Source organism: Streptomyces sp. NPDC039609, from assembly GCF_055596705.1.
The window spans coordinates 417,188-441,499 of sequence record NZ_JBVIUJ010000001.1 but is presented as its reverse complement, the minus strand read 5'-3'; the positions used below and the strand labels follow the sequence as shown (position 1 = coordinate 441,499).

Here is a 24,312-nt window from a genome sequence, read left to right as displayed (position 1 = left end):
CTCCATCTGTTGGGCGGGCCGCTTCGGCGGTCTCCGCGGGCGTCGCCCGGCTCGCGTGGACGCTGCCCTCTCCGTACCGGTCACGCTAGTGGCGGCGCGGGGTCCACGCTTCTTGATTCCTGATCCGTCGTGCTCCGATCGCCGGCCCTCTCACGTGGCGACGAACCGGTCGAGCGCCGCGGTCGTCATCGCGGCGATCGCCGGGCGCAGGGCGCTGCGGATGTCGGGCGCGAAGTACGGGGAGTGGTTCGGGGCGGGTGGCGGTGGGGTGTCGGGGCCGTCGACCGCGGCCCGGCCCCATTCGGGAGGGGCGGGGCCGTCGCCCGCGGCCCGGCCCCATTCGGGAGGGTTCAGCACGCCGAGCATCCAGTAGACCAGGGGCACTCCGTGCTGCCCGTGGATCCCGGCTCCGGCATCCCCGAACAGCGGAAAGTCCTCCGTGGCCATGGATCCCGGCCAGGTCAGGGCCCGTCCCGGGCCCAGGAGACGCGTGTGGGAGCGCCGTATCGACGCGGTGGTGCTCGGGTCGCAGCGCAGGACCGCCGAGCGGGAGGTGACGGTCACCTCGGGTTCCTTCGGGGCGCCCGCGGCGGAGCTCTCGGCGAGGACGATGCGGCGCACCGCGGACAGGGCCCGGTCGAGGGATGCCTCGCTCGACGCGCGGATCCCGATGCCGAGGGTGGCGTGGTCCGGAATGACGTTGGCGGCCGTTCCGGCCCGTAGCGTGCCCACGGTCAGCGTCACCTGGTCGGCGGGGGCGGTCTCGCGGGCGACGACGGTCTGGAGCCGGGTCACGATGGCGGCCGCGGCGACGACCGGGTCCACCGCGAGGTGCGGGGTGGCGGCGTGACCGCCCCGTCCGTGCACCGTCACGTCGAGCACCGCGCCGGCCGCCGCCATCGGCGTCTCTTCCGTCGCGTGCGCGACGGTGCCGGAGGGCATCGGTGCGGCGTGTTGGGCGAGCACGACATCGGGCCTGCCGAACCGTTCGTACAGTCGGTCGCGCAGCATGGCCTCGGCCCCGTCGAGCGTCTCCTCGGCGGGTTGTCCCACCACCAGCAGGGTGCCCCGCCATCGGTCGGAGAGACGGGCGAGCAGCTCTGCGGCACCGGCCGCCGCGGCCAGGTGCAGGTCGTGGCCGCACGCGTGCATGGCGTCGTTGCCGCTGGCGTACGGCAGCCCGGTCCGCTCGCGGATCGGGAGCGCGTCGAGCTCCGCCCGCAGCCAGACGCGGGGGCCGTCCCCGTTGCGAAGGACGCCGACGACGCCGTGGCCGCCCACGCCCTGGGTGACGTCGCAGCCGGCCGCGGTGAGTCGCCGGGCGAAGCGGTCCGCGGTACGGGCTTCCTGCCCGGACGTCTCGGGATGCGCGTGGAGGTCCAGGTAGAGGGTGAGGGCCGGCCGCAGGACGTCTCCGGCGAGGACGAGGAGGGACGGCGGGTTCATGGGCGGACTCCGGGGAACGGCCGGGCCTCCGCCGTGGCGTGGGGAGGCCCGGGTGGCGTGGGTTCTGGGGATCCGGGGGTGGGATCGGGACACGCGGGGTGGGATCAGGGGACGCGGGGTGGTTCAGGGGAAGGGGTGGTTCAGGGGAAGGGGTGCGGAGCCCGGCGGATCTCCGCGTCGGTGAGGTCGCGGTCCCGGTGTCCGCCGCGTCGTGGCGCGGTGCGCAGCCGCGGCATCAGCAGGGCGCGCTGCCTGTTCCAGCCGAAGTCGATCGGCAGCAGCCCCGGCACGACCGTGGCGACCGTCCGCAGCCCCATCCGTTCCTGCTCGGGTGAGGTCTGGTCGACGACGACGACGTCATGGCCGGCCCGGACCAGCTCGTCCTTGACCACGGCGACGTCGTCCCGCAGGTCGCCGGTGCGGGGGCGGCCGTGGCTCTCCCAGTCCCGGTACACCTCGTCGAAGGGGCGGGCCTCCGACCGCTCCAGGTAGCCCCGCGCGTGCTCGGCCATGCGGGGCAGTCCGTAGAGCTGGGGGTGGTCCTTCAGATGACGTACCAGGGCGAAGTCGTCGGCCATGGCCTCCAGTTCGGCGCGGCGTTCGGCGGTCTGCCGGGCCAGGTGCGGGATGTAGCTCAGGACCTCGGACAGTGCCCCCTCGACCGCGGACCTCGGGTCCAAGGAGGCCGCGGCCGCGAAGGACAAGGTGCCCGGGCCCCCGTCCCTGCGCACGCCGACCACGGTGACGGCCGGGATCGCCAGGTCGATCCGGTTGTCGAAGGCGTGCACGTCGTAACCCTGCAGGGCGGCCCGTTCGACCATGGCGGCTGCCGTCGGGCCGCCGACCGACGCCAGGTCGATCCGGGGCAGCCGGACCGCGCCGTACCAGCCGTTCAGGAAGGAGTCGCGCTCGACGAGTTCGAGCAGCCCGCCGAGTACCGCCTCCTCCAGGCAGCCGCCGATGGCACAGCCGTTGGAGCACTCGAAGACGAAGTCGTCGTCGGCGAGCGGGATGCTGTAGTAGACCAGCCGCGACGGTACGAGCACCGGGCGCTCGTCGCGCAACGACCAGCCCCACTCCCAGGGGATGGGCCGGCCGGGGTCGAAGGGCCTGACCATCGGGTCGTCCCGGTAGGTCTCCGGGCCGTAGAGGCCGCACGCGGCCGGGTCGATCGCCTGGGCCTTCAGTTCGTCGTACGAGCCGACGACCGGCGCGTGGCCGCCGCGCCGGTGGGTGCCCGCGTACCGCTCCAGGCCCTCGAGGAACGCGAGCCGGCGGCTGGTGGCGAACGAGTTCTCCTGCCCGCTCCAGGTGACGTCGTGGAGCCCCGCGTACCCCCGGACGAACGCGCTGCCGGCCACCGGAGCGGTGGTGGACGAGGTGACGTCGGTCCAGGTACCGGCCCCCAGGGCGCCGCAGACGGGATTGGCGAGGGCGTCGACGGGGAGCGGGTAGGCGAAGGCCGAGCGCAGCCGGTAGGTGCCGGGGTCCGGTTTGGGACGCGGTTCGAGGGTGAGCGCGCGCACGTCGCCCGGCGCCTGGGCCCGGGCTCGCGGACCGCAGTCCGGGCAGAGCGGGTCGGCGAGCAGCGGATACGTCCTGATCAGGAGGTTCGCGAGGTCGAGCCGCGTCACCTGGGGCAGGGCGCGGTCGGCCGGGTGCTCGGCGGGCGGCACCGGGCGGGTCCCCCCGCGCAGCAGCGCCTCGCACAGCGCGGCCACGGTGTCGTGGACGTGAGGGGTGAGCAGCGGCCAGGCCCCGGCCGGGCGGGGGCCGTCGAGGCCGCCGGTCTCCAGGGCGTTGCGCTCGCTGCGGCTGCGCAGCCGCTGCCATCGCAGGGCGAGACAGCGGCCGCAGGCGGGTGCGCTGCCGTCTCCTCCCCAGGGGCCGAGCAGGACCGCCGAGGCGCTGAGGTGGACCAGCGCCGTCGGACGGTCCGCACCCCAGGGGTCCGGTGCTTCGGTGGCCGCACCCCGCGCGCCGACGGCACCCACCGGCACGACCCGTGGGGCGTCGGCGCCGAAGTGGCCCTCCAGGAAGGTCTGGAGGGCGTCGCGGGCCTCCTCCATCGGATGCGGAAGCAGCCGGGCGGCGGTGCTCATGAGGTCTTCGTCCAGCGGAAGGTACGCGCCGCGACCGCCCCGAAGACGACGGCGAAGGCGACGAGCCCGGCACACCCCACGCCGATGTCGGAGAGGTCTCCCCGACCCGTCAGGGCGGCCGACACCGCGTCGTTGAGATAGCGCAGCGGCAGGATCAGCGAGACGCGCTGCAGCCACTCGGGCATGGAGTCCAGGGGGAAGAACGACCCGGACAGGAAGGCCATGGGCAGCATCAGGAAGTTGGCGATGCCGGCGACCGACTCCGGGGTGTCGGCGATGCTGCCGATGATCACCCCGAGCAGCAGGAAGGTCGTGATGCCGAGCAGCATGACGGGTATCAGCAGGGGCCACCGGGACGCGGGCACGAGGCCGAAGCCCGGAAGCATCGCCACGCCGACGAACAGCACCGACTGGACGAACCCCACGCCCAGGGCCAGGACGTAGCGGGACCCGATGACGGAGGACAGCGGGGCCGGCGACATACGGATCATCCGGAGGATGTCGTCCGCCCGCCACTGCATCAGCGTGAACCCGATACCGAACACGGCGGCATTCGCGACGCCCCAGGAGAGCACCCCCGAGGCCGTGTAGGAGAGGTACGAGAAGCCGCTCTCCTCGACGGCCCGGCCACGGAAGACGAGTCCGAAGACGACGAGGAAGATCAGCGGGAAGGCGAAGGTGAAGAAGACGGTCGTCTTGTCCCGGACCTGGGCGCGGTAGCCCGCTGCGGTCAGGGCGGAGTAGGCGCTCATGCCTGCTGCTCCTGGTTGTTCGGGGCGAGGGGGGTCCGCCGGGCGGTGAGTTCGAGGTAGACGTCCTCGAGGCTGGGCGTGCGGGTCTGCACGCCGTCGAGGCCGGTCACGGCGTCGAGGGCGGCGAGCACCCGGCCGGTGGCGCGGGTCTCCAGGACGAGGTGTCCGCCCTGCACCGAGACGCCGTCCACGCCGGGCAGTGACCGGGCCCGTTCCTCCTCGATCCGGCCGAGCGGCACCAGCAGTCGGCTACTGGCGCCGAAGGTCCGGATCAGGTGCTGCGGTTCGTCGGTGACGACGAGTCGGCCGGCCACCAGGATGCCGACGCGGTCACAGAGCGCCTCCGCCTCGTCGAGGTGATGGGTGGTGTAGACGATGGTCCGGCCCTCCGCCTTGAGACCCCGCAGGACCTCCCACAGATCGCGGCGGCCCTCCGGGTCGAGTGAGGCGGTCGGCTCGTCGAGGAAGATCAGTTCGGGTCCGTGGACCAGGGCCGAGGCGATGGCGAGCCGCTGCCGCTGGCCGCCGGAGAGGTCGTCGACCCGGACGTCGTGCTGCCCGTCGAGGCCCACGGCGCCGAGGGTCGCGTCGACGGCCGCGCGGTCGGCGCCGAACAGCGCCGCGACGGTGCGCAGGTGCTCGTGGACGGTCTGCCGTACGAAGAAGGCCGAGGACTGGGTCTGCACACCCATGCGCGGCAGCAGAGCGGTCTTGCGCGGCCAGGGCGACTCGCCGAAGACCGTGACCGTGCCGGAGTCGGCCTTGCGTAGCCCTTCCATGATCTCCACCAGGGTGGACTTTCCGGCGCCGTTGGGGCCGAGCAGCCCGAAGAACTCGCCGCGCCGGATGGTCAGGGTGACCCCGTCGACGGCCCTGCGGTCGCCATAGGTCTTGGTCACGTCTCCGACCGCGACGGCCGGTTGGGATCCGGGATCTGCGAGGGGGGCGGTGGAGCTCATACGGGTACCTCATTCATGAGTTGCGTGATCTTTCGCCGTCGAGTCGGAAGGTCGAGGTCATCGGAGGAGCAGCAGGAGGACGGCCGTGCAGGTTCCGGCCACCGCGAGCAGCACCAGGGCGACGGCCGTGACGGCGTAGGAGGTGTGGATACGGCGGGCCCGCCGCGGATACGCGGCGACCGCCTCCAGCCCGCGCCGCCGCAGCGCCACGTAGGTCCAGGTCTCCGGGGCGAGGTTGGCGGTGCCCAGGGCGTGGCCGAGGATGCGGTACCCGTCCAGCGGCGGCAGCGGCACCAGGTTGCTCAGGGCCTGCACGATGCCGATGAAGAGCACTCCGGCGAGCGGCGGGCGGATGGGGTCCGCCTGCTCCAGGAGCGCCCACCAGAGCGCGAAGGGCAGCAGGAGCACCAGGTTGACGTGTGCGCCGGCGGCGGCCACGACCGACTTGGCTCGCAGGCCGGGCAGGAACAGGTAGTTGTCGACCGTGCAGTACATCATCACGGCCGGAAACCGCCAGCGCAGCCCGATCTCGGTCACCACACCGCCGTAGTGCCGGGCGGCCATGCCGTGGGCGAGTTCGTGCAGGCAGATGCTGAACCAGAGGAAGACCGCGAAGGGGATCAGCGCGAGGGGGCGGGTCAGCAGGTCGAGGGTGCCGCCGAGGAACGTCACCGGATCCGCCAGCACGGTGCCGATCATCAACAACTCGGCTACCACCAAAGGCAGTTGCACCCATGGGCGGAGAACTGGCGACAGCAGTCGGTGGAGGCGTCCCGCGGTCCCGTGCGCGTCGGCGACGGTCCGTCGGCTGCCCTTCCAGAACGTGCCGGTGCGGGCGGGCGGCGGCTCGGGCGGCGCGGGGTCCGGGGAGCCGGCCAGGAGTCCGCGGGTGCCGAGCAGGCCGAGCAGCCGGGTCCACTGCTCCTCGGGGAGCCTGAGGTGGAAGCGGGCCGCGTACTCGGACACGACGTCGTCGAGGTTCCGGGTGCCGTCGAGCCTGCTGATGACGAAGTACTCCTTGGGGCCGACCTCGAACGTGGCGCCGCTGACCGGGTGTTTGATGAGGTGCACGGTGCGCGGTCCGCGCAGCACGGGCGGGCCGATCAGCACACCCGGCCGCAGCGCGGGCCGGTAGGCGCGGGCCGCGGCGGCACGGCCGGCGTGCTCCGTGGCGCTCATGAGGCCTCCCGCGGTCCGTCACCCGGCTGCTCACGCAGCACCCGGCCCAGAACGAACGCCAGGTACGCCTCGTCCCGGATCGTCACATGCAGCCGGTTGTTGGTCATGTGCATGTACGGCGAAAGCAGCCGGGGCAGCACCGCCGGCGCATGGGTCACGGTCACCAGGGGAGCCGCGTCGGGATCCTCGGCGCGCTCCTGACCGGTGTCCTCACGGGCCGGGCCTTCCCAGGCCGGGAAGGCGAGTCGGCCGCGATCGGTGAGGTCCACCACCCGGTCGCGCAGTTCCAGGCAGTGCTCGGCCCAGCCGCGCAGGAACGCCGGCAGCCGGGCCAGGTCGCGGCTCGTGACCGCCTGCCTGAGCTGGGCGAACCGGCTGCCGAGCGAGGGCGCCATGCGCTCGTAGGTCTGCTCGTACTCGGTGGATCCGATGAAGCCGGTCCCCGGGAACAGCCGGTGCCAGAAGGCGTAGTACGAGTCGAGGTACTCCGCGAGCCGCTCCTCCTCGGGCAGGAAGCAGCTCGCCATCACCATCATCAGCTGGGCGGATGTCCCGAGCAGTACCGTCCGCAGATGGAGGTTCATGCTCCGGTACGCCTCCAGGACCAGGTCGCTGGAGTGCCGGAAGTGCCATTCGGCGAGGTCCACCCCGGCCGGTCCGCCGTACTTGGCGTACTCGGGGGCGTAGACCTCGTAGGAGAAGGAGTTGTTGGGCCTGAGGTTCATCCGGCCGTCCGCGCCCATGTACCTGGCGCGGTCCTCGCCGGGGAACTCGATGTCGAAGAGGGCGTTGTAGAAGTCCTTGAGGAAACCGGAGTCGACCTCGTAGAGGGCCGGGCGGTTCTTGAGGAAGCCGTTGATGGCCTCTTCGGCGCGGCGACGCACCTCGGCTTCGGCGCCGGGCCCGCTCGGGCGGAGGCGCAGCCGCACGTGCGGCCCCTCCAGCCAGTAGGTGATGAAGAAGTGCCCGGACAGCAGACCGTCCTCGGTGAGCCGGTCGACCAGCGGACGGACACAGTCGACGAGCAGCGGCTGGGGGTTGGCGGCGTAGAAGATGTGCAGCGCCAGCCAGGGCGAGGGTTCGGTGCCTTCCGGGGCCGCCCGGAAGGCCGCGGGCTCGGTCAGTTCGGGCATGACGGTGCGACCTCCTGGCCGGACTGCGGGACATGGCGGGTGGTGAAGGTCTCCACGGCGAGTTCGGCGACGTGCCGGCCGCGCCGCGAGGTGACGTGGAGCCCGTCCTCGGCGGGGAGCATTTCCTGGAAGGCCACCCGGGTGCCCGGCTTCCGCACGACGAGGGCGTCGAGGGCGGACAAGGAGAGCGGACTGTCGAAATCGACGTAGAGCGGCTTGGCTCCGATCGGGCCCTGACCCGGGTGGGAGACCGTGGCGAAGCAGCGGTCGGGCAGCCCGTGGGCGCGCCGCCAGCGCTGCCAGTCCAGGTAGTACTCCTCCTCCCCTGTGCCGGGGCGGGGGGCCGGCAGGACCTCGGCGAGCGCGGTCCAGCTGCGCCGACTCACCACCACGTTTCCGTGGCGGACCCTGGGCCTGCGGGTGACCCCGTCCTCCGCCTCGCCTTCGGGCACCCCCGCCCAGACGTCGAAGGGGGCCATGGTGGACGGGGAGAGCAGAAGCAGGGTGCGTGGGATGGCGGGCAGCGCGATCGGCACGAGATAGCCGAGGTAGACCGGCACGACCTCACGGTCGAGGCGGCGGGAGCGGAGCACCAGACGGCCGGCCGGCTCGTCGTGTTCGACGTAGAGGTCGTCGAGGTGGATGCGGGCCTCTTCGGGCGCGGTGCCGGCCTCGCCCGGACAGACGATCTGGTGGTCGGTGAGCCGGCCGTGCAGGTTCAGGTTGCTGGTGACCGGCCCTCCGGTGACTTCCGCGAAGACGGTGCCGTCCGACCGGCGGTCCGCGATCTCCTCGCGCAGGGCGTCGGAGAAGCCGGGTGACGCGGTGTCCGTGTCCGGTCCGGTGCCGTCGTAGAGGTGGGTGAACCGGCTGAAGGGGAAGGCCAGTCCGCCGTAGGACTTGTTGAGGACGACGAGCCGCCGTCCTCCGTCGGGCCGGGAGAGCTGGAGATGGTGGCTCTGCGGGACGAAGCGGCCCGCGAGCGAGGCAAGTTCGGCTGCCGTTCCGGTGAGCAGGTCACCGGCCAGTTCGATCTCCTCGCCGTCCTTCGCTCCGTGCTGCTCCCACAGGGCTCGCATACCGCCGTGAAAGTGCTTTCGGGCTCGGTCGAGGGCCTTCATCTCGCTCTGCCCGAGCCAGTTCTCCTCGGGTACGTACGCGCCGTCAGCGTCGAAGGAGGCGCGCTTGGCGGTGAAGGACACGTACTGGTCGAAGAAGTCCTCGTGGAAGTCGTGGACCAGGCCCAGCAGGTCGTCGCAGCGGCCGCCCCGGCCGTACCGGGCGACGAAGAAGCCGAGCAGGGTGATGCGTTGAGGGAGCGTCAGGTCGAAGAGCGGCAGGACACCCTCGACGGCCCGTAGCGCCCGACCGGTCTCTCCGTTCAGCACGGCGGGTCCGCAGACCAGGTCGTCGCCCGCGCTGACGTCCTCGTACAGCAAGGTCTGCGGAAGGGTCGGCTCGGCTGCCCCCAGTTCCCGCTGCACGTCCTGGAGTTGACCACGCAGTGTGCTGAGCAGAGTGCGGCTCTCGTCGACGTCGGCCTCGGGGTAGCGGGCGAGGCAGGCGGCCGGTCCGTCGAGGAGGTCGACGAGCCGGACGGCCCACGGCGCCCCGAGGGAGCGCAGGGCGTCCTGGTAGGACCGCAGCGGATCGCGGCTGTGCACGTCCGTGCGGAGCGCGGGAACCTGCACCATGCCGACGTTCAGCAGGGCCGACGCGTACCGCTCGCACTCGTCCCGTCCGGTCCGGTGCTCCGTCTCCAGCCAGTCCACCAGGTCCCGGTGGCGCACCACGCCGTCGTGGCCGCCGAGCCATTCCAGGAGCCGGTCCAGGGTGCCGCTGCTGCCCAGGAAGAACAACCGGTCGCGGACCGCGTCGAAGGTGACGGCGGCGCTGTCGTCGCCCGTGGTCGTCACATGGCGTACGTAGCGGATGCGATCTGCGTCCCGTTTCCAGCCCGGGGAGAGGACCACCGGCAGGTCCTGGCGGCGTTCGTGGTCGGCGGCGATCAGCTCGGTCAGCCTGCGCAGCACCACGACGTTGAGCCGTACGTGGCTCACCCAGTCCTCGCCGAGCTCCAGCGCGGCACCGTCGTCCGCCGGGTCACCCGCGAAGCCCGCGAGGCCGATGGCGGTGAAGGTGCTGAAGGGGCTGGTCTTGCAGGCCGTGCGGTACAGATAGGTGAGGGCGGAACGCTCGATCTTGCGCAGGCGGTTGCCCGGCCCCCGGCTCGTGTCGCGCAGGTAGGCGTCCAGCCGGCCGTCCAGGGCGGGCGAGGCGAGCAGAAGGCCTCGTCGCAGCCGATCCTCGGTCAGCGCGCGGCGCAACGCGCCTCGGCTCTCCTGGAGTTCACCGGCGAACAGCTCGGCTCCGGTGGCCATGAGCTCCCCGAGACGCGCACGGTCCCGCAGCCAGCGAGCGGTGCGCTCGCCGGCCTCCCGGTCCAGCTCCGCCACCAGCCGGACGGCGGCATCGGGGTCCGCCGGCAGCCGGTTGTTGAAGACCCGCCGCCGCAGGTCGAGGAGGCGGCGGCGCACCGCGGCGTCGTCCGGGCCCTCGCCGGGACCGGTGGTCGACTTGACCAGGGCGTGCAGCAGATCGCTGAGGGCCGCTCCGGCGGAGGTCAGCCGGTCCTCCTCGGCCAGTACGGCGTCGGCCCAGCCGCGGGTGCCGGGGCAGCGCAGACCGGCAACCGTCTCGATGGGCAGACCTGCCGCGCGGAGCACGAAGCGTCTGCCGGGCTCCCAGTGGGTGCCGGGCTCCGTGCCGGTGCCCGCGACGGCGGTGCCCGCGACGGCTGTGTCCGGGACGCCGGGGTGCGGCACGCCGGTGTCCGGGGCGCCGGACTCTGTGGGTGTCATGGGGGATCCTCCGAGGCCGTCAGGCGATCTCGTGGTGGAAGTCGGCCGGCCCGGGCCGTTCGTGACCGAGGGCCATGATGAGCAGCGGGGCCTCGTCGCCGTCCGCGAGGCCGAGCCGTTCGACGAACGAGACGTTGTCGAAGCCGAGGGCCACACCCGCGCCCAGGCCCAGTGCGGAGGCCGCCAGGTAGAAGCTCTGTGCGACGGCTCCGGCCGTGCCGACGGCGAGCCGGTAGCCACGGTCGCCCACTGCGTCCAGCACGGCGGTGGTCCGCACGGTGGGCACCAGGACCGCGCCGGCCTGCTCCAGGTTGTAGTTGGCCAGGAAATAGTTCGCCTGGAGGAACGAGCCCTGCGGGCCGGCGGCGACCAGGCGCAGGTCGCCGCGGTCGGGGTCGTAGGCGTACGCGCCCTGCTCGACGCCCTCGACGTGGTTGACGAAGGCGTAGAGCTTGGCGAGCCGGAGCTCACCGGACGGATCGGTGTCCCCGGCCAGTCGGGTCCCGGCACAGGCTGCCAGGACCGCCGACAGGTCCCCGGTGGAGACCCGGCGCCGGGCGTCGAACCTGCCGAAGCTGGAACGGCGGTCACGCAGAACCCGTCGTACGCCGGTGCCGGGCAGGGCAGACTCGGTCAGAGCCACGCGTACTCCGTCGCCGTCGTCCGGGAGGGCCGCCGCGGCGGCCAGCGCACCGGGGAGGGGACGGGCGGCGGCGCCGTCCAGGGTCGCCTCGTGCATGTCCCTCAGCGTGGTGAAGTCCAGCAGGGTACGGGAGCGTTCGACATCCCGGTGTCGGACGGCGGGGCGGTGGCAGGGGTAGGTGCGCGGCGCGTCCTGAGATGCTGCGTGCCCGGGGCGCGGCCCGTCCCAGTGCAGCGGAACGACCGCGAAGACCGCCTCCTCCTCGCCCGGTACGCCGAGCAGCTCGTTCAGCGCGGGTTCGTCGAACCACAGCACGGGGGCGAGTCGTAGTCCCCGTGCCGCGGCCCAGATCCGCCAGGTCTGCACCAGGGTGCCGAGGTCGGTGGAGACCACGTGGAACGAGAAGCTGTTGTACTTGAAGGAGTTCTGCCAGTACTTGACGCCGAGGATCAGGTACTGGTCGGTGTCAAGGGCCTCGGCGGGCGCGTCCGCGCCCAGAGCGTCGCGGACGCGGCCCGTGACATCGCCGGCCAACAGCCGCTGCAGGGCGTGCCGGTGGACGTCGTAGTAGTGGAGACCGGGGGTGAGAGGGCCGGAGGGGCCGGACGCCCAGTGGACGCTCACCGGGTAGAGGCCGCCCCCGCCCGCGGTGCCGCGCGACCAGTTCGCATGGGTGTAGAACGGCAGCCCGGCCAGGTCGGTGTTGGCCTGGATCCCGAGGCGGCGCCCGGTCAACCCGTACGAGTCCCTGAGCATGGCCGACAGCAGCGGAAGGCTGAACCCGCGCGGGCCGTCGGCGGCGGTGGCCGGATGCCTGGCGGTGCGGGAATGCCTGGCGGCGCCGGGATCCTTGCCCGCGTCCGGCAGCAGGCCCGGCGCGATCGGTACGTCGGGGAGGTCCTCGGTTCCCGGCAGGGCGAACGCCTCGGCGTTCGGGTAGTACTTTCCCCTGCGCGGGCCGTCGGCCCAGTTCACGACATGGTCGGTGGGTTCCATCGGCACGCGGCCGCGGTGCAGGATGGCGTGCGCGTACTCATGGGCGTACCCCATGGGTTCCCCCTTTCCTCGGTTCGTGGCGCGCTCGCGCCGGTACGGACAGGCGGCCGGTCACGGGAACGGGTGCGGGCCGGGGTTGAGGTCGGCCTCGGTCAGGTCGCCCGGCCGCAGGCCCGCCTCACGCAGGGCGGTGCGCATCCGGGGCATGTGCCGGGCACGCTGTCGCGTCCAGCCGAAGTCGAGCGGGAGCAACCCCGGCACCAGCACCTTCACGGTGTGCAGACCCAGCGCGCGCTGCTCGGGCACGGTCTGGTCGACGACGACCACGTCGAAGCCGGCGGAGGTCACGGCGTCCACCGCGGCGATCAGGTCGTCCCGCACGTCCGTACCGGAGCCGTCGGCGCGGGACCATCGCAGATCGGCCACGCGTCCACGCTGGAGCGGTTCCGGGGGCGAGGACGGGCGGAGCAGGAAGTCGGCGTGCCGGCCCATCTCCGGCACCGCGTAGACCAGCGGATGGTCGTGGAGGCTGGTGATCTTCTCGAAGTCCTCGGCCATGGCGCGGTATCCGGCCTCGTCGCGCCGGAAGCGCTGCAGGAGCTGCACGGAGTCGGTGGCGATCTCGCACAGCGCCGCGGCGAGCGCCGCCTCCGGGTCCAGGGACGCCCCGGCCCCGAAGCACATCCGGGCCGGGCCGCCGTCGAACCGCTCGGCGACCGCGGTGACCACGGGAACCGGGAAGGTGATCCGGGTGTCGAAGAACCTGGCCCGGTACCCGTACATGGCCATCCGGTCCACCATGACCCGGGTGCGCGGGTCGGCGCTGGTCGCCGGGTCGATCTCGGGGAGCGGCTGCATTCCGTGCCAGGCCAGCAGGAAGGCGTCCCGCTCCAGGACCTCCATCAGGCCGCTGAGCACGGCTTCCTCCAGACTGCCCCCGGACGCGCAGCCGTTGGAGCTCTCCTGGACGAACCGGTGCTCGATCCCGGGCTTGTGGTAGAAGGCGAGGACCTCCGGGACGGGGCGGGGCAGCGCGTCCCGCAGCGACCATCCCCACACCCAGGGGACGGCACGGTCCGGGGCGAAGGGCGGCACCCATGGGTTGGCCCGGTGGAAGTCGTCCGTGTACAGACCGGTCTCGCGTGGGTCGACGGCGGTCGGCCCGAGGTCGTCCAAGGAGGCGGTCAGGGCGAGGGACCGGCCCCGGGCTCGCATCCCGGCGAAGCGCTCCAGGCCCTCCAGCACGCCGATCCGGGTGCTGGCGTGGTACGTGTCGGCGTGACCGCCCCAGAACGTCTCCCGCAGATAGTCCCCGGAGCGGCTGGAGAAGCAGCCCACGGTGGCCGAGGTGGTCGGCGAGGTGACGTCGCACACCACCGAGGGCCCGACGGCGCCCCAATGGGGGTTGGCGAAGGCGTCCACCTGGATGCCGTACGCGTCCACCGGCCGGACCCTGCTGGTTCCCGGCCGGTACTTCGGCGCGGGACGCAGGACGAGGGCAGCGGACTCCGCGGTCATCGGCCGCGGTGTGCCGCACCGGGGGCAGTCCGGTTCGGGCACCAGAGGATGGTGACGGACGGTCAGTCTCTCCAGGTCCAGCAGCCACACGTCGGGGAACGGCTGTCGCTCGTCCCGCGGAGCGGCGGCGAGCCGGGCGATCAGGGCGGCGACGGCCTGCGCGGCGAACGGCACGCGGTACGGCCAGGGCCCCGCCTCTCGTGTGTCGCCGCGCAGTTCGATGCCCTCCCGCAGCCCCACCGAGCGCACGCCCTGCCAGCGGCGCCGCAGACACTCGGCGCAGCCGGCCCGTCCCTTCGCCGGCCAGGGGCCGACGATCGCCTGCCGGCCGTACAGGTGCACGGGAAGCGTCGCGCGGTCGGCGCCGTCCGTGCGGATCGGGGTGGCGAAGGCGTCCCGTACCCCGAGGGCGGAGACGGTGATGCCGGGGAGCCGGCGGCCGTGCTCCGACGTCAGCTCCGTCAGGGCGTGACGGAGCTCCTCGGCGAAGAGGCGGCAGGCCTCGCGCCGTGGCTCCTCCGTCTCCTCGACGACGGCCTCGACGAGGTCAACGGTCATCGCCGGCCGCCTTGGTGAGCAGAACCCGTACGGTGTGGATCCCTGCGGCGGGCAGGTCCGCGGCGTGGGTGGGCACCACGAAGGCGTCCCGCCCGGTGGCGGCCAGCCGGTCCAGCACGTCCGTCCACGTCGCCCTGGACGGGGCGGTGGTCGATCCGGTGGCGCCGTCCTGTGCCGTGACCGGAATCAGGAAGGCGTCGAGGTCGGCAAGGAGCGGGTCACCGGTGTCGGGCGCGCCCCACGCCTCCTCCGCGGCGAGTTGGACCGCGCCGAGCAGGTCGCGCAGGGCGTCGGTGGCCGCGTCCGAGCGGTCCAGGGCGGCGCCGGTGGCCCAGCGTCCCGGTTCGCCCGATTCCGCGGTCCGGGTCCTGGCCAGCACGACGGACACCCCGGTGTGATCCTGCTCCCCGAGGTCGAGGAGTTCGACGTCGAGGCCCAGATGCCCGGCGGAACGCAGCAGGAAGGTCGCCTCGGGGACGTCGGCGAACACGGCCGGGGGGATCACCGTCGTACGCCCGGCCCCTCGTACGGATCGCTGCAGCGCGTCGTGGGCGATCGCGGACAGCAGGCCGGCGGCCGCGGCCGCCGGCAGGCCGTCGCCGGCGCCCGCCCCGGCGCGGGACGGCTCGAACCGGCGGTCCTGGTTGTCCGGTCCGAAGGGCCGCACGGCGCCGGCCGGCACCCGTGTCTCCTCCTTGGTCAGCAGCGATGTGGCCAGGACCCAGGAGGCCACCGGATCGCCCCCGGCACCGGTGGCGGTGGTCAGCGCGTCCGGGTTCACCGCTCGCGGGGCGTCCGGCCGTCCCGCGTGGGAGATCGTGTCCGGTGCGAGCACGGCAGGTACGACCCGCTCGGCGTAGACCTCGGCGGCGGCGTTGAGGGCCCGCAGACGGGCACCGGCGGTGTGCTGGACGTCGAAGGCGACCACGGTTCGCCGTCCGGGCGCTCCCAGACCGACCTCCACGGCGCCGACCTTCAGCGGTGTCTGTGTGACCGGATCGTCCGTGTACCGGGTGAAGACGCCGACGGACGGGCGGACCGCGAGCGAGCGACGGTCGAGCTCGGCGAGCGGCCCCTCGGTCGCGCCGTCGTCCGGGGCCGCGGCGACGACCGGCTGGAAGGCGGGCCGCTCGGGGGCATCGGTCAGGTCGACGGGATCGGGAGCCCCGAACCTGGCCGGGCAGAACGGGCAGCGCGGATGGGGCAACAGCCGTTCCGCCAGGACGTCGAAGGAGGCCATGTCCTGAAGCAGCACCTGCCCTCGGGTCTCGGCCGGAAGCGCCTTGGTGACCAGCCGGAACACCTCGTAGCCGAGCAGATTGCCCAGCATCGCCGCGAGCGGGCCGCGCGGCGCGGGTCCGCTCGCACCACCCCCCAGGGCCAGGCCGCTCCAGAGGTCGGCCGCGACGGCCGCGTCCCCTGTCGCGCCGAGCCTCAGCGCCGCGCAGGCCGGACATCCCGCCGAGTCGGGTTCGACGACCGGTCCGACGACCGCGCGTCCGCCGAAGGTCCAGGCCGGGAGCAGGAACCGCCCGTCCGGAACGCCCTGGCCGAGCAGGGCGATCGCGGTCCGGAACGCGTCGCGACCACCGGCGGCCACCACCACGTCGTATCCGTCGTACGCGTTCCAGTCGCCCGCTCCCCCGGATCCGGCGTCGGGCAGTACCGCCACCTCGGCCGGGCTGCCCTGCGCGGTGAGCTCCTCCGCCTCGGCCCGGAGCGCGCCGAACTCCGCAGCGGTGGCGGGACCTTCGGCCAGTGCGGTCTCCACACCGACGGCGGCACAGCCGTTGCGTATCAGGGAGAGCGCGCACCAGCGGGCGACCGGGCCGTCGCCGAGCACGGCGACGCGGGTGCCGCGGAACGCGGCGAACCTGCCCTCGGCATCGTCGGCGTAGTGATCGATGTACGCGATCTGTTGCGCGAAGCGGGCGGCAACCGCCGGTTCCACCGACGCGCCGGCTCCCGGCTGCGCGGGGTCCGGTACGGGCCGGGCGAATCCGCGGGCGTAGAGCGCCTTGACCAGACCTCCCACCATCGCCTTCTGCGAGTCCTTGAAGCCCGCGCAGATCTCGGCCACGGTCCGGCGCCCGTCCATGTGCGGGACGAGGAGGGTGACGTACGCGTAGGCGGACGGGGAGTTGAGCTGGAAGCCACCGTCGGCGTTGTGGAAGATCACGCCCTTGGGCGTCTCGGTGAACAGCACGTCGCGGCGCACCCTGGGCCGGGTGTCGGCGGTCTCCTCGTACGGCGTCGTGAGCATGCGGGGATCGCACCTCCGGGTCGGGGCCTGTCGGCCGCTCGTTCTGAAAAGGCGGGACATGCGGGGTGTACGGGTGCGGCCGGCGAGGCCGCTCCGCGCGGAGCGACGCGGACCGTCAGGTGGCTCCGGACGGAAGCGCGCGCCGGGCCGTGGCGGCGACGGCCTGCGGCATGCCGCCGGGTCGTGCGGCCCTGTGGAGCGCGTGGGCGCGGAACAACTCGTTCATACGGAGGGTCCCGGGCTCGTCCTCCTCGAGGAGCCCGTGGTCGAGGAGCCGCTCGAGCAACTCCTCGGCATCCGTCTCGGGGACGGAGAGGGCCGCGGCCACGGCCGGCGCGGTGATCTGCCCGCCCAGTCGTGCCAGCCGCAGGTGCGCGTCGGCCAGCGGGGCGGGCAGCCGGCGCAGCGCCCCGTCGAGTGCGAGCGGTACGGACATCCGGGGGTCGTCGGGCAACGCCAGCCGGGCGGGCAGGTCCCGGCGCAGCCATACCGCGTAGTCCGCCAGGGGCATCTTGGGCCGGGTCAGCAGCCGGGCCCCGACGATCCGCAGGGCCAGCGGCACATGGCCGCACATGTCCGTGAGGGTTCGCGCGGCCGAGGTCTCGGCCGCCACCCGCTCCTGGCCCAGAACGGTGGTGAGCAGTGCCCAGGACTCCCGCGGCGACAGAGCGCCGAGTTGCAGCACCGCCGGGCCGTGGGTGGCGACCAGGGCGGCAAGTCCCATCCGGCTGGTGACGACGACGGCGCCCGCGCCGGTCACGTCGAGGAGCCCGCGCACCTGGTCCGGGTGCACGACGTCGTCGAGTATCACCAGGCTCGATCCGCGGGACGCACCGGAGGGGAGTACGGAGCGCAGTTCGGCGGCGGCCTCGTCGGCGGGTCGAGGTGTGCCGTCGGGGCCGCTCAGTGAGACCAGCAGGCCGCCCGCGGGGTACCGGTCGGCCACGAGGTGCGCGGCGTGCAGGGCCAGCGCGGTCTTCCCGATGCCCGGGCCGCCGGAGACGACCGCGAGAACGGGGGCGGCGTCGGTCCGCCCGTCGGGCCGGTGGCCTCCGCTCAGGTGGCTGACCAGGTCGGCGGTCTCGCGGGGGCGTCCGGTGAAGCCGGGGACGTGGGGTAACCGGGGTCCCGGCGCGTGGGCGGACCGGTGCGCGCCGCCGACCGGACGGACCTCGGCCGGGGACAGATGGCCTGGCGCGTAGGGCTCGGCCGGAGCGGTGCGCGTGTGCTGCGCGCCCGGGGTGCCGGACGCGGCGTCGCCCGTGGTCGCGCCGGGCGCCGGGGCGATGTGCGGCGTCGACGCCGGCGCGGCAGTCTCCAGGGCGGGGCCGAGGGGTTCGTCGCCCCGCAGGATGGCCAGTTCGAGTCTCTGCAGATCCGCGCCCGGGTCGACGCCGAGTTCGTCCCGGAGGTGCGCCCGGATCCGCCGGTACTCGGCCAGCGCCTCGTTCTGTCGTCCCACCCGGTAGAGCGCCCGCATCAACTGGGCGGCGAGTCCTTCGTGCTGGGGATGGGCCCTGGTGGCCTCCCAGAGGTCCACCAGGACCTCGCGACATCGTCCCTGGTCCAGTTGGATCTCGCAGACACGTTCCAGGACGCGCAGGCGCTCCTCGACCAGCCGGGGCACCTCGTCGCGGTGCAGGAGCTCGGAGGGGACGTTGGTGAGCAGCGGCCCTCGCCAGAGGCCGAGTGCCGTGCGCAGCAAGGGGAGTTCGGACTCACCGGCCCCGTCCGCCTCGGAGGTCAGTCGGCGGAAGTGCAGGAGGTCCAGGGTGTCGCCGTCGGCCGGAAGAAGGTAGCCCCCGGCGACCGCGACCACCGCCTGCGCCTCGATGTCGTACTTGGCGAAGAGGCGGCGCAGCCGCAGGACGCAGCTCTGCAACGCCGCCTTCGCCGTCGCCGGCTGCTCCTCGCCCCAGACCGCCTGCCGCAGACGGGACGTCGGGACCACCTCGCCGGGGCGGACCAGCAACGCCGCCAGCAGCGACGTCGGCTTGGCCGGCGGAAGCACGACCACGTCACGCCCGTCGGTGATGCTGAGCGGACCGAGCAACTGGAAACGCACGAGTACCCCCGTTGACCGTCGAACACCTGCCGAACCGGCGGTCGACCGGCACTTCAGGGAAGTACGTCCTGGCGCCACGGAGCATGTGTGAAGGCGGCTTCACCAAACAATCGGTCGTGTGGCAGTGGTGAGTTTCTACTGGCGTAGATCGCCGGTCAAGGGGGGCTGCGAAGGAGCTCCGGGCGGGGCCGCCGGAGTCGCTGCAGCAGCGTCACTGGTGACGGGCCTGTCGGCGTCGTGCGACGAACAACCCTCTTCTGAAAGCGAGTTCGCAGTGACGCGGCGTTCCCCGAGCGTTGTCGCGGTTTTCACGCCGGCGGGGCCTGCCCGAGACGGGCGGCATCGCCGCCGAGGCCGGTCCGACGGGCATGCGAAAGGCCCGCTCGGCGCTGGTCTCCCTTGGGGGGAGGGCACCGACCGGGCGCTATCGCACCGGCTCCGAGGTCAGGCGGAGCAGGAGGTGGTGCTGCAGGTGGAGCTGGAGGTCGAGGTGGAGCTGGTGCTCGTGCAGCCGGCCAGCACGACCTCACTGGCGTCCGAGTAGTCGGAGATCTCGAAGGTCTCGGCCTCGAGCTTGAGGATCTCGTCCGCGAGGGTGCTCAGGTCGTTGTTCATGGTGCCTCCCGATGAGTGAGGGCGCGGATCGCCATGACCGGCGACCTCGTGGGTACCGGTACGGGACCATTCCAGCGACCCCCGCTCACCGTTCGGCACGTCTCCCGCTGGCATGCCGCTGGCACGGCGCGCCAGCGGACGGGCCGGGCGCGGTCCGGGGCGCGGTTCGGGGGACCCGGGGTTCTCCGGCGAGCGCCTCCACGCCCGCGCGGGCAGAGTGATGATCACAGAACAGGACACCGACCCCTGGGAGACCGCCATGACGGAATGGACCGATGCCGAACTCGACCGCATCGGGGCTGTCGAGGAGATCAACCTCGAATCGGAGCGCGGCGACGGAACGCTGCGCGCGCCCGTCACCATGTGGATGGTGCGGGACGGCGACCGTGTCTACGTCCGGTCCGTCAAGGGCCGCGAAGGCCCGTGGTTCCGCGGTACCCAGACCCGCCACCAAGGGCGCGTCCGCGCGGGCGGCATCACCAAGGACGTCGCTTTCCAGGACGCCGACCCCGCCGAGTACGATCGCATCGACGCGGCCTACCGGGCGAAGTACGGCCGCTACACCGGCATCGTCGACACGGTCCTGACCCCGCAGTCGCGCGCCTCGACGCTGCGGCTCGTGCCTCGCTGAGCCGGTCGGGCCCAGGGCTGGACGTCGTCGCCGGGCCGAGGATCACACCGGTCGAGGGCGGGTATCCAGGGTCGCTGCCCGTTCAGCCGCAGGCGTGGACCTCCCTCCTTGTCTGACAGCGGAAGAACGGGCCGCTCAAGGTGACTCGTGCCGTCATGGGTTTGCCTGCTCTGCCGTCCGTCACGGTCTGGCAGGTGTACTCCTTCATCTCCCGCTCGATGGGGACGAGAACGGCCTCGGGAATGTTGTTGCAGCGCACGAGATCGGGCGCGTAGTAGCCGTAGACGGCGTTGGCGGCGCCGTCCCGCGTGAGGATCGCCATGCGAGGTTCAGCGCCCCACTTCAGTTCGTACGGAGGGTCCGGCAACGTGTAGACGAGGATGTCCCACTCGATCCTGAGGCCCTCCCACGTGCTCACGCACATGGCCTTGGCGCCCTCCTTCGGCTTGAGGGACGCGGGGCATTGGGCCGTCGTCGTCCCGTCCGTGTTGACCATGTCGAGAAGCCTGTCGCGCAAGTCGACTGCAACGGTCTCGTGGAAGGCGGCCCCGGGCGGTGACGACGGGAGCAGTTCGCCCGTCGGTTGCGGTACCGGCTTCACGATCTTCTGGGGCAGTTCCGGATAGGCGGGCTTCGGCACGGAGTCGTCGTCCGCGCCGGTCCCGCAGCCTGTGAGCAGCAGGCCGAGGAACCCGGCGGCCGCGATCATCTTCATGCGCATGACGGAAACAGTAGTGAGACCGACCGGCCCGCCCTGCGCCAGGTGCAGGGCGCCCTGGGCGCGCAGCACAGTCAGCTGGATCTGGCGCGCCCTCCCTCGTGCTCCCTCTCGCCGACCTCAGTACCGATCAAGGAGACAGGCCCTGGGTGTCGTGGGCGAGGTCACGGCGGAGGGCGGTGTGGACACTCGTGATGACCACGGCGATCAGGCAGAGGGCGATGATGGTCTCGGCCCACAGGAAGGCGAACCAGTCCAGCACGCAGCCGATCGGAGGTGTGCCGGGGGCGGTGTTGCGGAATGCGGAGAGGGCGAACAGGGTGGCGGCCATCCAGGCGAGGGCCGGCCAGACCAGGCCCTCGCTGCGGGTCGTCAGGTACCAGGCCCCGATGAGCACGGACGCCGCCAGCGCCCACATCACGACCATCATGAAGACCGCGAAGACGAGCAGGCTGCCCGATCGGGACAGCACCAGCCCCAGGACCGCCTCTTGCGGGTTGGGCGTGGGCGTCGCGGAGATCGAGAAGAGGGTGTCGTTGTTGGAGAACAGCAACCGCACCGGCACCTCCTCGCCACCCAGCTGTGCCCAGAACTCGATGTCGGTCTCGTAGGTGTCGAACGGGTAGTCGCTGATCGATCCACCTGTCATCGCGACTTGCACGTCCCGAGTCGTGAGGCGCTCGTGCGCCTTGAACGCCAGGTCGCTGAGGGTCGCCGCGGAGGTCTGGAGGCTGAGATCGGCCACCGGGGCGATCCCGTCCTCCTCGCCGAGGGTCCCGCGCGGAGTGACCCGGATTCGCATGACCAACTCTCTGGCCGCGGCGTCGACGTGTTGGACGGTGGCCTCCACATCCACCCGGTCCGCTGCTCCCGATCCGGCCGTGTGGACCGTGTCCATCACCTGCCGCTCGGTGAACTGCAGCCACGACCCCACGGACACCGCCACCACGATCAGGACCGCGATGGGAAGCAGTACCGGCAGGATCGACGCCCTGTAGCGGCGTGAGCGAGGTGAGTCCGAGGGTGGGGTCACGGCGACTCCGACGAGCTTGGGAAAGGGGACGGACTCGTCCGGCCGACGACGGGAGCGGGCCTCGCGTCGGGCGGCGCGCCCGCCGAAGCCTGGCCTGCCGCCGCGGGCAGCCCTCTTGCCCGAGACGCGGGACGGTGGCCGCGGTGCGATCCTCGCCGACCGGGCCGACGATCCGCCGCATTCGAGCAGGCGTGTCGGGGCGTACAGGGCAGCCCGGCGATTCGTTTCCCTACCCACCCCGGCCTGGACGTGCCGGCAGGGGCGTCTCCGGCCCGGCCGGATGTGAGGTGGAACGCGAGCGGCCGGCGGAGCAGGTGAGAGTGGTCAACAGGCCTTGCGTGCGAGGACCTCGAATGACTCTCTCGTCATGGTGCCTCGAAGGGTCAGAACCTCTCCGTCCGGCACCCCCGCGAGTTGCTTGGCGTCGAACGTCACTGAGCCGCTGTAGGCATAGGAGTCGTCGGGATCGGCGAACGCGAGCTCATACGAGTAGCCCGGTTGCAGGGTCTGCGGACCACGGGTCTCGGCTGCCCACGGTGAGGGCGGGGCGAACAGCGGAAAGTCCGCAGCCTTGTGCAGCCCGGGGGTGTCCCAGCCGATCCAGTGCTCCTCCGTCCGGGACGCTTCCGGCGCGGTGCCCTGCACCTCGTCCGACGTGGCCTCCTTCGTCACGCGGACAACGGTGCCACGCAGCCAGGGACCGCGGACCCGACCGTCGTCGTCGCACGATCTCAGCAGCGCGTGTGCGGTGCCCTGCTGGTCCACGTACACCGCCGCCAGTGGGCGTTGCTCCGGTGAGCACCCCGCAACGGACAGCATCATCGCGCCGCTCAGCACCGGAGCAAGGCACGCTCGCGCTGCCGTGCTCGTCCAGACCCTCACCACTCTGTCCCCCCATGAGCATCAGCCCGGCGCGCAGTCTCGCACGCAACGATCCACATGGACAGAGATCATCTACTGATCCGGCTTCTGGCCATGGGTGCCGCCAGGATCCGGAAGACAGGCCCTGGCCGCTTGAACTCCCACCCTGCTGACCGCCCGGCGAGCCGGGCACCGCCCCAGGCACTGTCTCTTGTCTCCCATGCCGCGCCGACACCCAGCCCGCTGCTGGGGTGATCTGGAGGAAGGGGCCCGAAGGGCCTGCTCTTTCGCATCTGGCCGCGGGCCCCGTCATGGGCCTCTCGGCCTCCTGAGGGAGCCGGCAGGGCTGACGGCGTACCGCAGGCGTGCGGGCGGGCCGCGCGGCTGCCGGGGTTAGCCGCGCGGGTGTCGGGCAGGCGCACATCGCCACGAAAGGAATCGTCATGCTTCTGATCGGACTTCTTCTGCTCGCCGCCGCCGGAGCCTTCACCGGCCTCGTCGTCGCCGAGAACAGCTCCGGTGGCCCCGACTACACCGTGACGATGCTCGGCTACACGCCGGCCACCGTGAACACCCTCGGCGCCTTCCTCGCCGGCATCGGCATGGCCCTGGTCTTCTTCATCGCCCTCGCCTTGATCTTCGGTGGCCTGGCCCGACGCCGGCGGAGCGCGGCAACTCCGCGCCACGCGGCTTCCCACGGACCGGCGGAGCCACCGCACGAAACCCGCGCCGAGCCCGAGGCCGGTGACGCTCGACCCGGGATGTGGGAGCGGGCGACCGGCCCCAAGGGCGACGAATCGGGGCCGACCGGTACGGATACGCGACACGGCCGGCTACGGCACGGCTCGCAGCCGTGAGCGCGGCCGAGTGCGCGTGAGGAGCCTTTCGACGCCGGCCGGAGCCCAGGACGCCCTGGCGCTGCACCGGCGCCGACGACCCGCCGGGAGGACGCGATGACGACCACGAAGTCCGTCAGGGCGAGCGGCCGAACGATCGAGATCAAGCGGGCCGAGAAGGAGCTGTTCCCCGCCGACGGCATCACCAAGACAGACCTCGCGGAGTACTACCGCACCGTCGCACGGCGCATGCTGCCGCAGTTGCGGGGCCGTCCGCTGATGCTCGAACGGCACCCGAACGGCATCGACGAAGGCCGCTTCATGCAGAAGGACACTCCCGACCACTTCCCGGACTGGATCCACCGCGCCGAGCTGCCCAAAGAGGGCGGCACCGTCGCCTACGCGGTCTGCGACGACCTGGCCACGCTGCTCTACCTCGTCGACCAGGCGTGCGTCACACCGCACCGGTGGCTGTCCAGGGCGGACCGGCCGGACCACCCCGACCGGCTGGTCTTCGACCTCGACCCGTCGGGCGACGACTTCCAGCAGGTCAGGGAGGCGGCCGTGGTCACGCACGAGCTCCTGGACGAACTCGAGCTGCCGTCGGCACTGATGACCACCGGCTCCCGCGGCCTGCACGTGGTCGTCGCCCTCGACCGCGGCGCCGACTTCGACGACGTCCACGCGTTCGCCCGGGACGCGGCCGAGATCCTGGCCGCCCGGCATCCCGACCGGCTCACCACGGCGGCCCGCAAGCAGGCCCGCGAGGGCCGTCTCTACCTCGACGTCCAGCGCAACGCCTACGGCCAGACCACCGTCGCCCCCTACGCGGTCCGAGCCCTGCCCGGCGCTCCGGTGGCCACCCCCATGAGCTGGGAGGAGCTGGACGATCCGCGGCTCACCTCCCGGCGGTGGACGCTGTCCACCGTCGCGGAGCGGCTCGACGGGGACGATCCCTGGCAGGAGCCTCTGCGTCGCGGCCGCTCCCTGGCCGCGGCGCGCCGAAGGCTCGCGAAGCTCTGACGGCGCCCGAAGTCGGGGCAGGTCGGGGCCGTTGAGGGGGCAGGAGTCCATCGCCCGTCGTTCACCGGCCGTCTCGTACAACACGTCGCGGAGGGCAGGCAGGGTCTCCGCCCAGCGGAG

General features: G+C 72.5%; 18 protein-coding genes. 3 read left to right on the top strand and 15 right to left on the bottom strand.

What is annotated here, in order from left to right:
* Window positions 1–150 precede the first annotated feature (150 nt).
* From ACZ561_RS01990 to ACZ561_RS01935, 12 genes are all read right to left on the bottom strand, one after another.
* The gene (locus ACZ561_RS01990) at window positions 151–1,446 is read right to left on the bottom strand and encodes an amidohydrolase (protein ID WP_470988418.1); all 1,296 of its coding nucleotides are present in this window, start codon (window positions 1,444–1,446) and stop codon (window positions 151–153) included.
* Between the two features lie 140 nt (window positions 1,447–1,586).
* Entirely contained in the window at window positions 1,587–3,548 is a 1,962-nt protein-coding gene (locus tag ACZ561_RS01985; protein ID WP_470988416.1) for a TOMM precursor leader peptide-binding protein, read from the bottom strand.
* Complete coding sequence (locus tag ACZ561_RS01980) at window positions 3,545–4,300, bottom strand: ABC transporter permease (protein ID WP_376431819.1); 756 nt, start codon at window positions 4,298–4,300, stop codon at window positions 3,545–3,547. Before ACZ561_RS01980 ends, ACZ561_RS01985 begins: the two co-directional genes overlap by 4 nt.
* Window positions 4,297–5,259: an ABC transporter ATP-binding protein gene (locus tag ACZ561_RS01975; protein WP_470988414.1), complete on the bottom strand. Its 963-nt coding sequence runs from the start codon at window positions 5,257–5,259 to the stop codon at window positions 4,297–4,299. The genes ACZ561_RS01980 and ACZ561_RS01975 overlap by 4 nt, the downstream gene beginning before the upstream one ends.
* A gap of 57 nt (window positions 5,260–5,316) precedes the next feature.
* Window positions 5,317–6,438 carry a peptidase M50 gene (locus ACZ561_RS01970; protein WP_470988412.1) on the bottom strand — a complete coding sequence of 374 codons (1,122 nt, stop codon included), beginning with the start codon at window positions 6,436–6,438 and terminating at the stop codon, window positions 5,317–5,319.
* Window positions 6,435–7,571 (bottom strand): lantibiotic dehydratase C-terminal domain-containing protein, encoded by a 1,137-nt coding sequence (locus ACZ561_RS01965; RefSeq protein ID WP_470988410.1) that lies wholly within the window; start codon window positions 7,569–7,571, stop codon window positions 6,435–6,437. Before ACZ561_RS01965 ends, ACZ561_RS01970 begins: the two co-directional genes overlap by 4 nt.
* On the bottom strand, window positions 7,559–10,432 hold the full coding sequence (locus ACZ561_RS01960) for a lantibiotic dehydratase (protein WP_470988408.1): 2,874 nt from the start codon (window positions 10,430–10,432) through the stop codon (window positions 7,559–7,561). Before ACZ561_RS01960 ends, ACZ561_RS01965 begins: the two co-directional genes overlap by 13 nt.
* A 19-nt stretch (window positions 10,433–10,451) precedes the next feature.
* The gene (locus ACZ561_RS01955) at window positions 10,452–12,125 is read right to left on the bottom strand and encodes a nitroreductase family protein (RefSeq protein WP_470988405.1); all 1,674 of its coding nucleotides are present in this window, start codon (window positions 12,123–12,125) and stop codon (window positions 10,452–10,454) included.
* A gap of 57 nt (window positions 12,126–12,182) precedes the next feature.
* On the bottom strand, window positions 12,183–14,147 hold the full coding sequence (locus tag ACZ561_RS01950; protein ID WP_470988404.1) for a TOMM precursor leader peptide-binding protein: 1,965 nt from the start codon (window positions 14,145–14,147) through the stop codon (window positions 12,183–12,185).
* A complete protein-coding gene (locus tag ACZ561_RS01945) occupies window positions 14,137–16,410 on the bottom strand; it encodes a TOMM precursor leader peptide-binding protein (protein WP_470988402.1) in 2,274 nt (757 codons plus the stop codon). Before ACZ561_RS01945 ends, ACZ561_RS01950 begins: the two co-directional genes overlap by 11 nt.
* A 115-nt stretch (window positions 16,411–16,525) precedes the next feature.
* Window positions 16,526–18,475, bottom strand: a complete 1,950-nt coding sequence (locus ACZ561_RS01940; RefSeq protein WP_470988399.1) for an AfsR/SARP family transcriptional regulator — start codon at window positions 18,473–18,475, stop codon at window positions 16,526–16,528.
* 444 nt (window positions 18,476–18,919) lie between these two features.
* On the bottom strand, window positions 18,920–19,090 hold the full coding sequence (locus tag ACZ561_RS01935) for a thiazolylpeptide-type bacteriocin (RefSeq protein ID WP_376431800.1): 171 nt from the start codon (window positions 19,088–19,090) through the stop codon (window positions 18,920–18,922).
* A 220-nt stretch (window positions 19,091–19,310) separates the two neighbouring features.
* On the opposite strand from ACZ561_RS01935, the gene ACZ561_RS01930 reads away from it, so the two are divergent.
* The gene (locus ACZ561_RS01930) at window positions 19,311–19,721 is read left to right on the top strand and encodes a DUF2255 family protein (RefSeq protein WP_470988395.1); all 411 of its coding nucleotides are present in this window, start codon (window positions 19,311–19,313) and stop codon (window positions 19,719–19,721) included.
* A gap of 82 nt (window positions 19,722–19,803) precedes the next feature.
* On the opposite strand, the gene ACZ561_RS01925 is transcribed toward ACZ561_RS01930, so the two are convergent.
* The 3 genes from ACZ561_RS01925 to ACZ561_RS01915 all read right to left on the bottom strand — a co-directional run bounded on the left by ACZ561_RS01925 (window position 19,804) and on the right by ACZ561_RS01915 (window position 22,144).
* The gene (locus ACZ561_RS01925) at window positions 19,804–20,442 is read right to left on the bottom strand and encodes a hypothetical protein (RefSeq protein WP_470988392.1); all 639 of its coding nucleotides are present in this window, start codon (window positions 20,440–20,442) and stop codon (window positions 19,804–19,806) included.
* A 127-nt stretch (window positions 20,443–20,569) separates the two neighbouring features.
* Window positions 20,570–21,472, bottom strand: coding sequence for a DUF4436 family protein (locus ACZ561_RS01920; protein ID WP_470988389.1), 903 nt, complete (start codon window positions 21,470–21,472; stop codon window positions 20,570–20,572).
* A 324-nt stretch (window positions 21,473–21,796) separates the two neighbouring features.
* Window positions 21,797–22,144: a hypothetical protein gene (locus ACZ561_RS01915; protein WP_470988386.1), complete on the bottom strand. Its 348-nt coding sequence runs from the start codon at window positions 22,142–22,144 to the stop codon at window positions 21,797–21,799.
* Between the two features lie 632 nt (window positions 22,145–22,776).
* Here ACZ561_RS01915 and ACZ561_RS01910 point away from each other — a divergent pair.
* Both ACZ561_RS01910 and ligD read left to right on the top strand, forming a co-directional pair.
* Window positions 22,777–23,190 carry a hypothetical protein gene (locus ACZ561_RS01910; protein ID WP_470988384.1) on the top strand — a complete coding sequence of 138 codons (414 nt, stop codon included), beginning with the start codon at window positions 22,777–22,779 and terminating at the stop codon, window positions 23,188–23,190.
* A 96-nt stretch (window positions 23,191–23,286) separates the two neighbouring features.
* Window positions 23,287–24,192 carry a non-homologous end-joining DNA ligase gene (gene ligD, locus ACZ561_RS01905; RefSeq protein WP_470988381.1) on the top strand — a complete coding sequence of 302 codons (906 nt, stop codon included), beginning with the start codon at window positions 23,287–23,289 and terminating at the stop codon, window positions 24,190–24,192.
* Window positions 24,193–24,312: the final 120 nt, after the last annotated feature.

Coding starts and splice junctions, on each gene's coding strand:
- ACZ561_RS01990 (WP_470988418.1), bottom strand. CDS start 1,446: ATGAACCCGCCGTCCCTCCTCGTCCTCGCCGGAGACGTCCTGCGGCCG.
- ACZ561_RS01985 (WP_470988416.1), bottom strand. CDS start 3,548: ATGAGCACCGCCGCCCGGCTGCTTCCGCATCCGATGGAGGAGGCCCGC.
- ACZ561_RS01980 (WP_376431819.1), bottom strand. CDS start 4,300: ATGAGCGCCTACTCCGCCCTGACCGCAGCGGGCTACCGCGCCCAGGTC.
- ACZ561_RS01975 (WP_470988414.1), bottom strand. CDS start 5,259: ATGAGCTCCACCGCCCCCCTCGCAGATCCCGGATCCCAACCGGCCGTC.
- ACZ561_RS01970 (WP_470988412.1), bottom strand. CDS start 6,438: ATGAGCGCCACGGAGCACGCCGGCCGTGCCGCCGCGGCCCGCGCCTAC.
- ACZ561_RS01965 (WP_470988410.1), bottom strand. CDS start 7,571: ATGCCCGAACTGACCGAGCCCGCGGCCTTCCGGGCGGCCCCGGAAGGC.
- ACZ561_RS01960 (WP_470988408.1), bottom strand. CDS start 10,432: ATGACACCCACAGAGTCCGGCGCCCCGGACACCGGCGTGCCGCACCCC.
- ACZ561_RS01955 (WP_470988405.1), bottom strand. CDS start 12,125: ATGGGGTACGCCCATGAGTACGCGCACGCCATCCTGCACCGCGGCCGC.
- ACZ561_RS01950 (WP_470988404.1), bottom strand. CDS start 14,147: ATGACCGTTGACCTCGTCGAGGCCGTCGTCGAGGAGACGGAGGAGCCA.
- ACZ561_RS01945 (WP_470988402.1), bottom strand. CDS start 16,410: ATGCTCACGACGCCGTACGAGGAGACCGCCGACACCCGGCCCAGGGTG.
- ACZ561_RS01935 (WP_376431800.1), bottom strand. CDS start 19,090: ATGAACAACGACCTGAGCACCCTCGCGGACGAGATCCTCAAGCTCGAG.
- ACZ561_RS01930 (WP_470988395.1), top strand. CDS start 19,311: ATGATCACAGAACAGGACACCGACCCCTGGGAGACCGCCATGACGGAA.
- ACZ561_RS01925 (WP_470988392.1), bottom strand. CDS start 20,442: ATGCGCATGAAGATGATCGCGGCCGCCGGGTTCCTCGGCCTGCTGCTC.
- ACZ561_RS01910 (WP_470988384.1), top strand. CDS start 22,777: ATGCTTCTGATCGGACTTCTTCTGCTCGCCGCCGCCGGAGCCTTCACC.
- ligD (WP_470988381.1), top strand. CDS start 23,287: ATGACGACCACGAAGTCCGTCAGGGCGAGCGGCCGAACGATCGAGATC.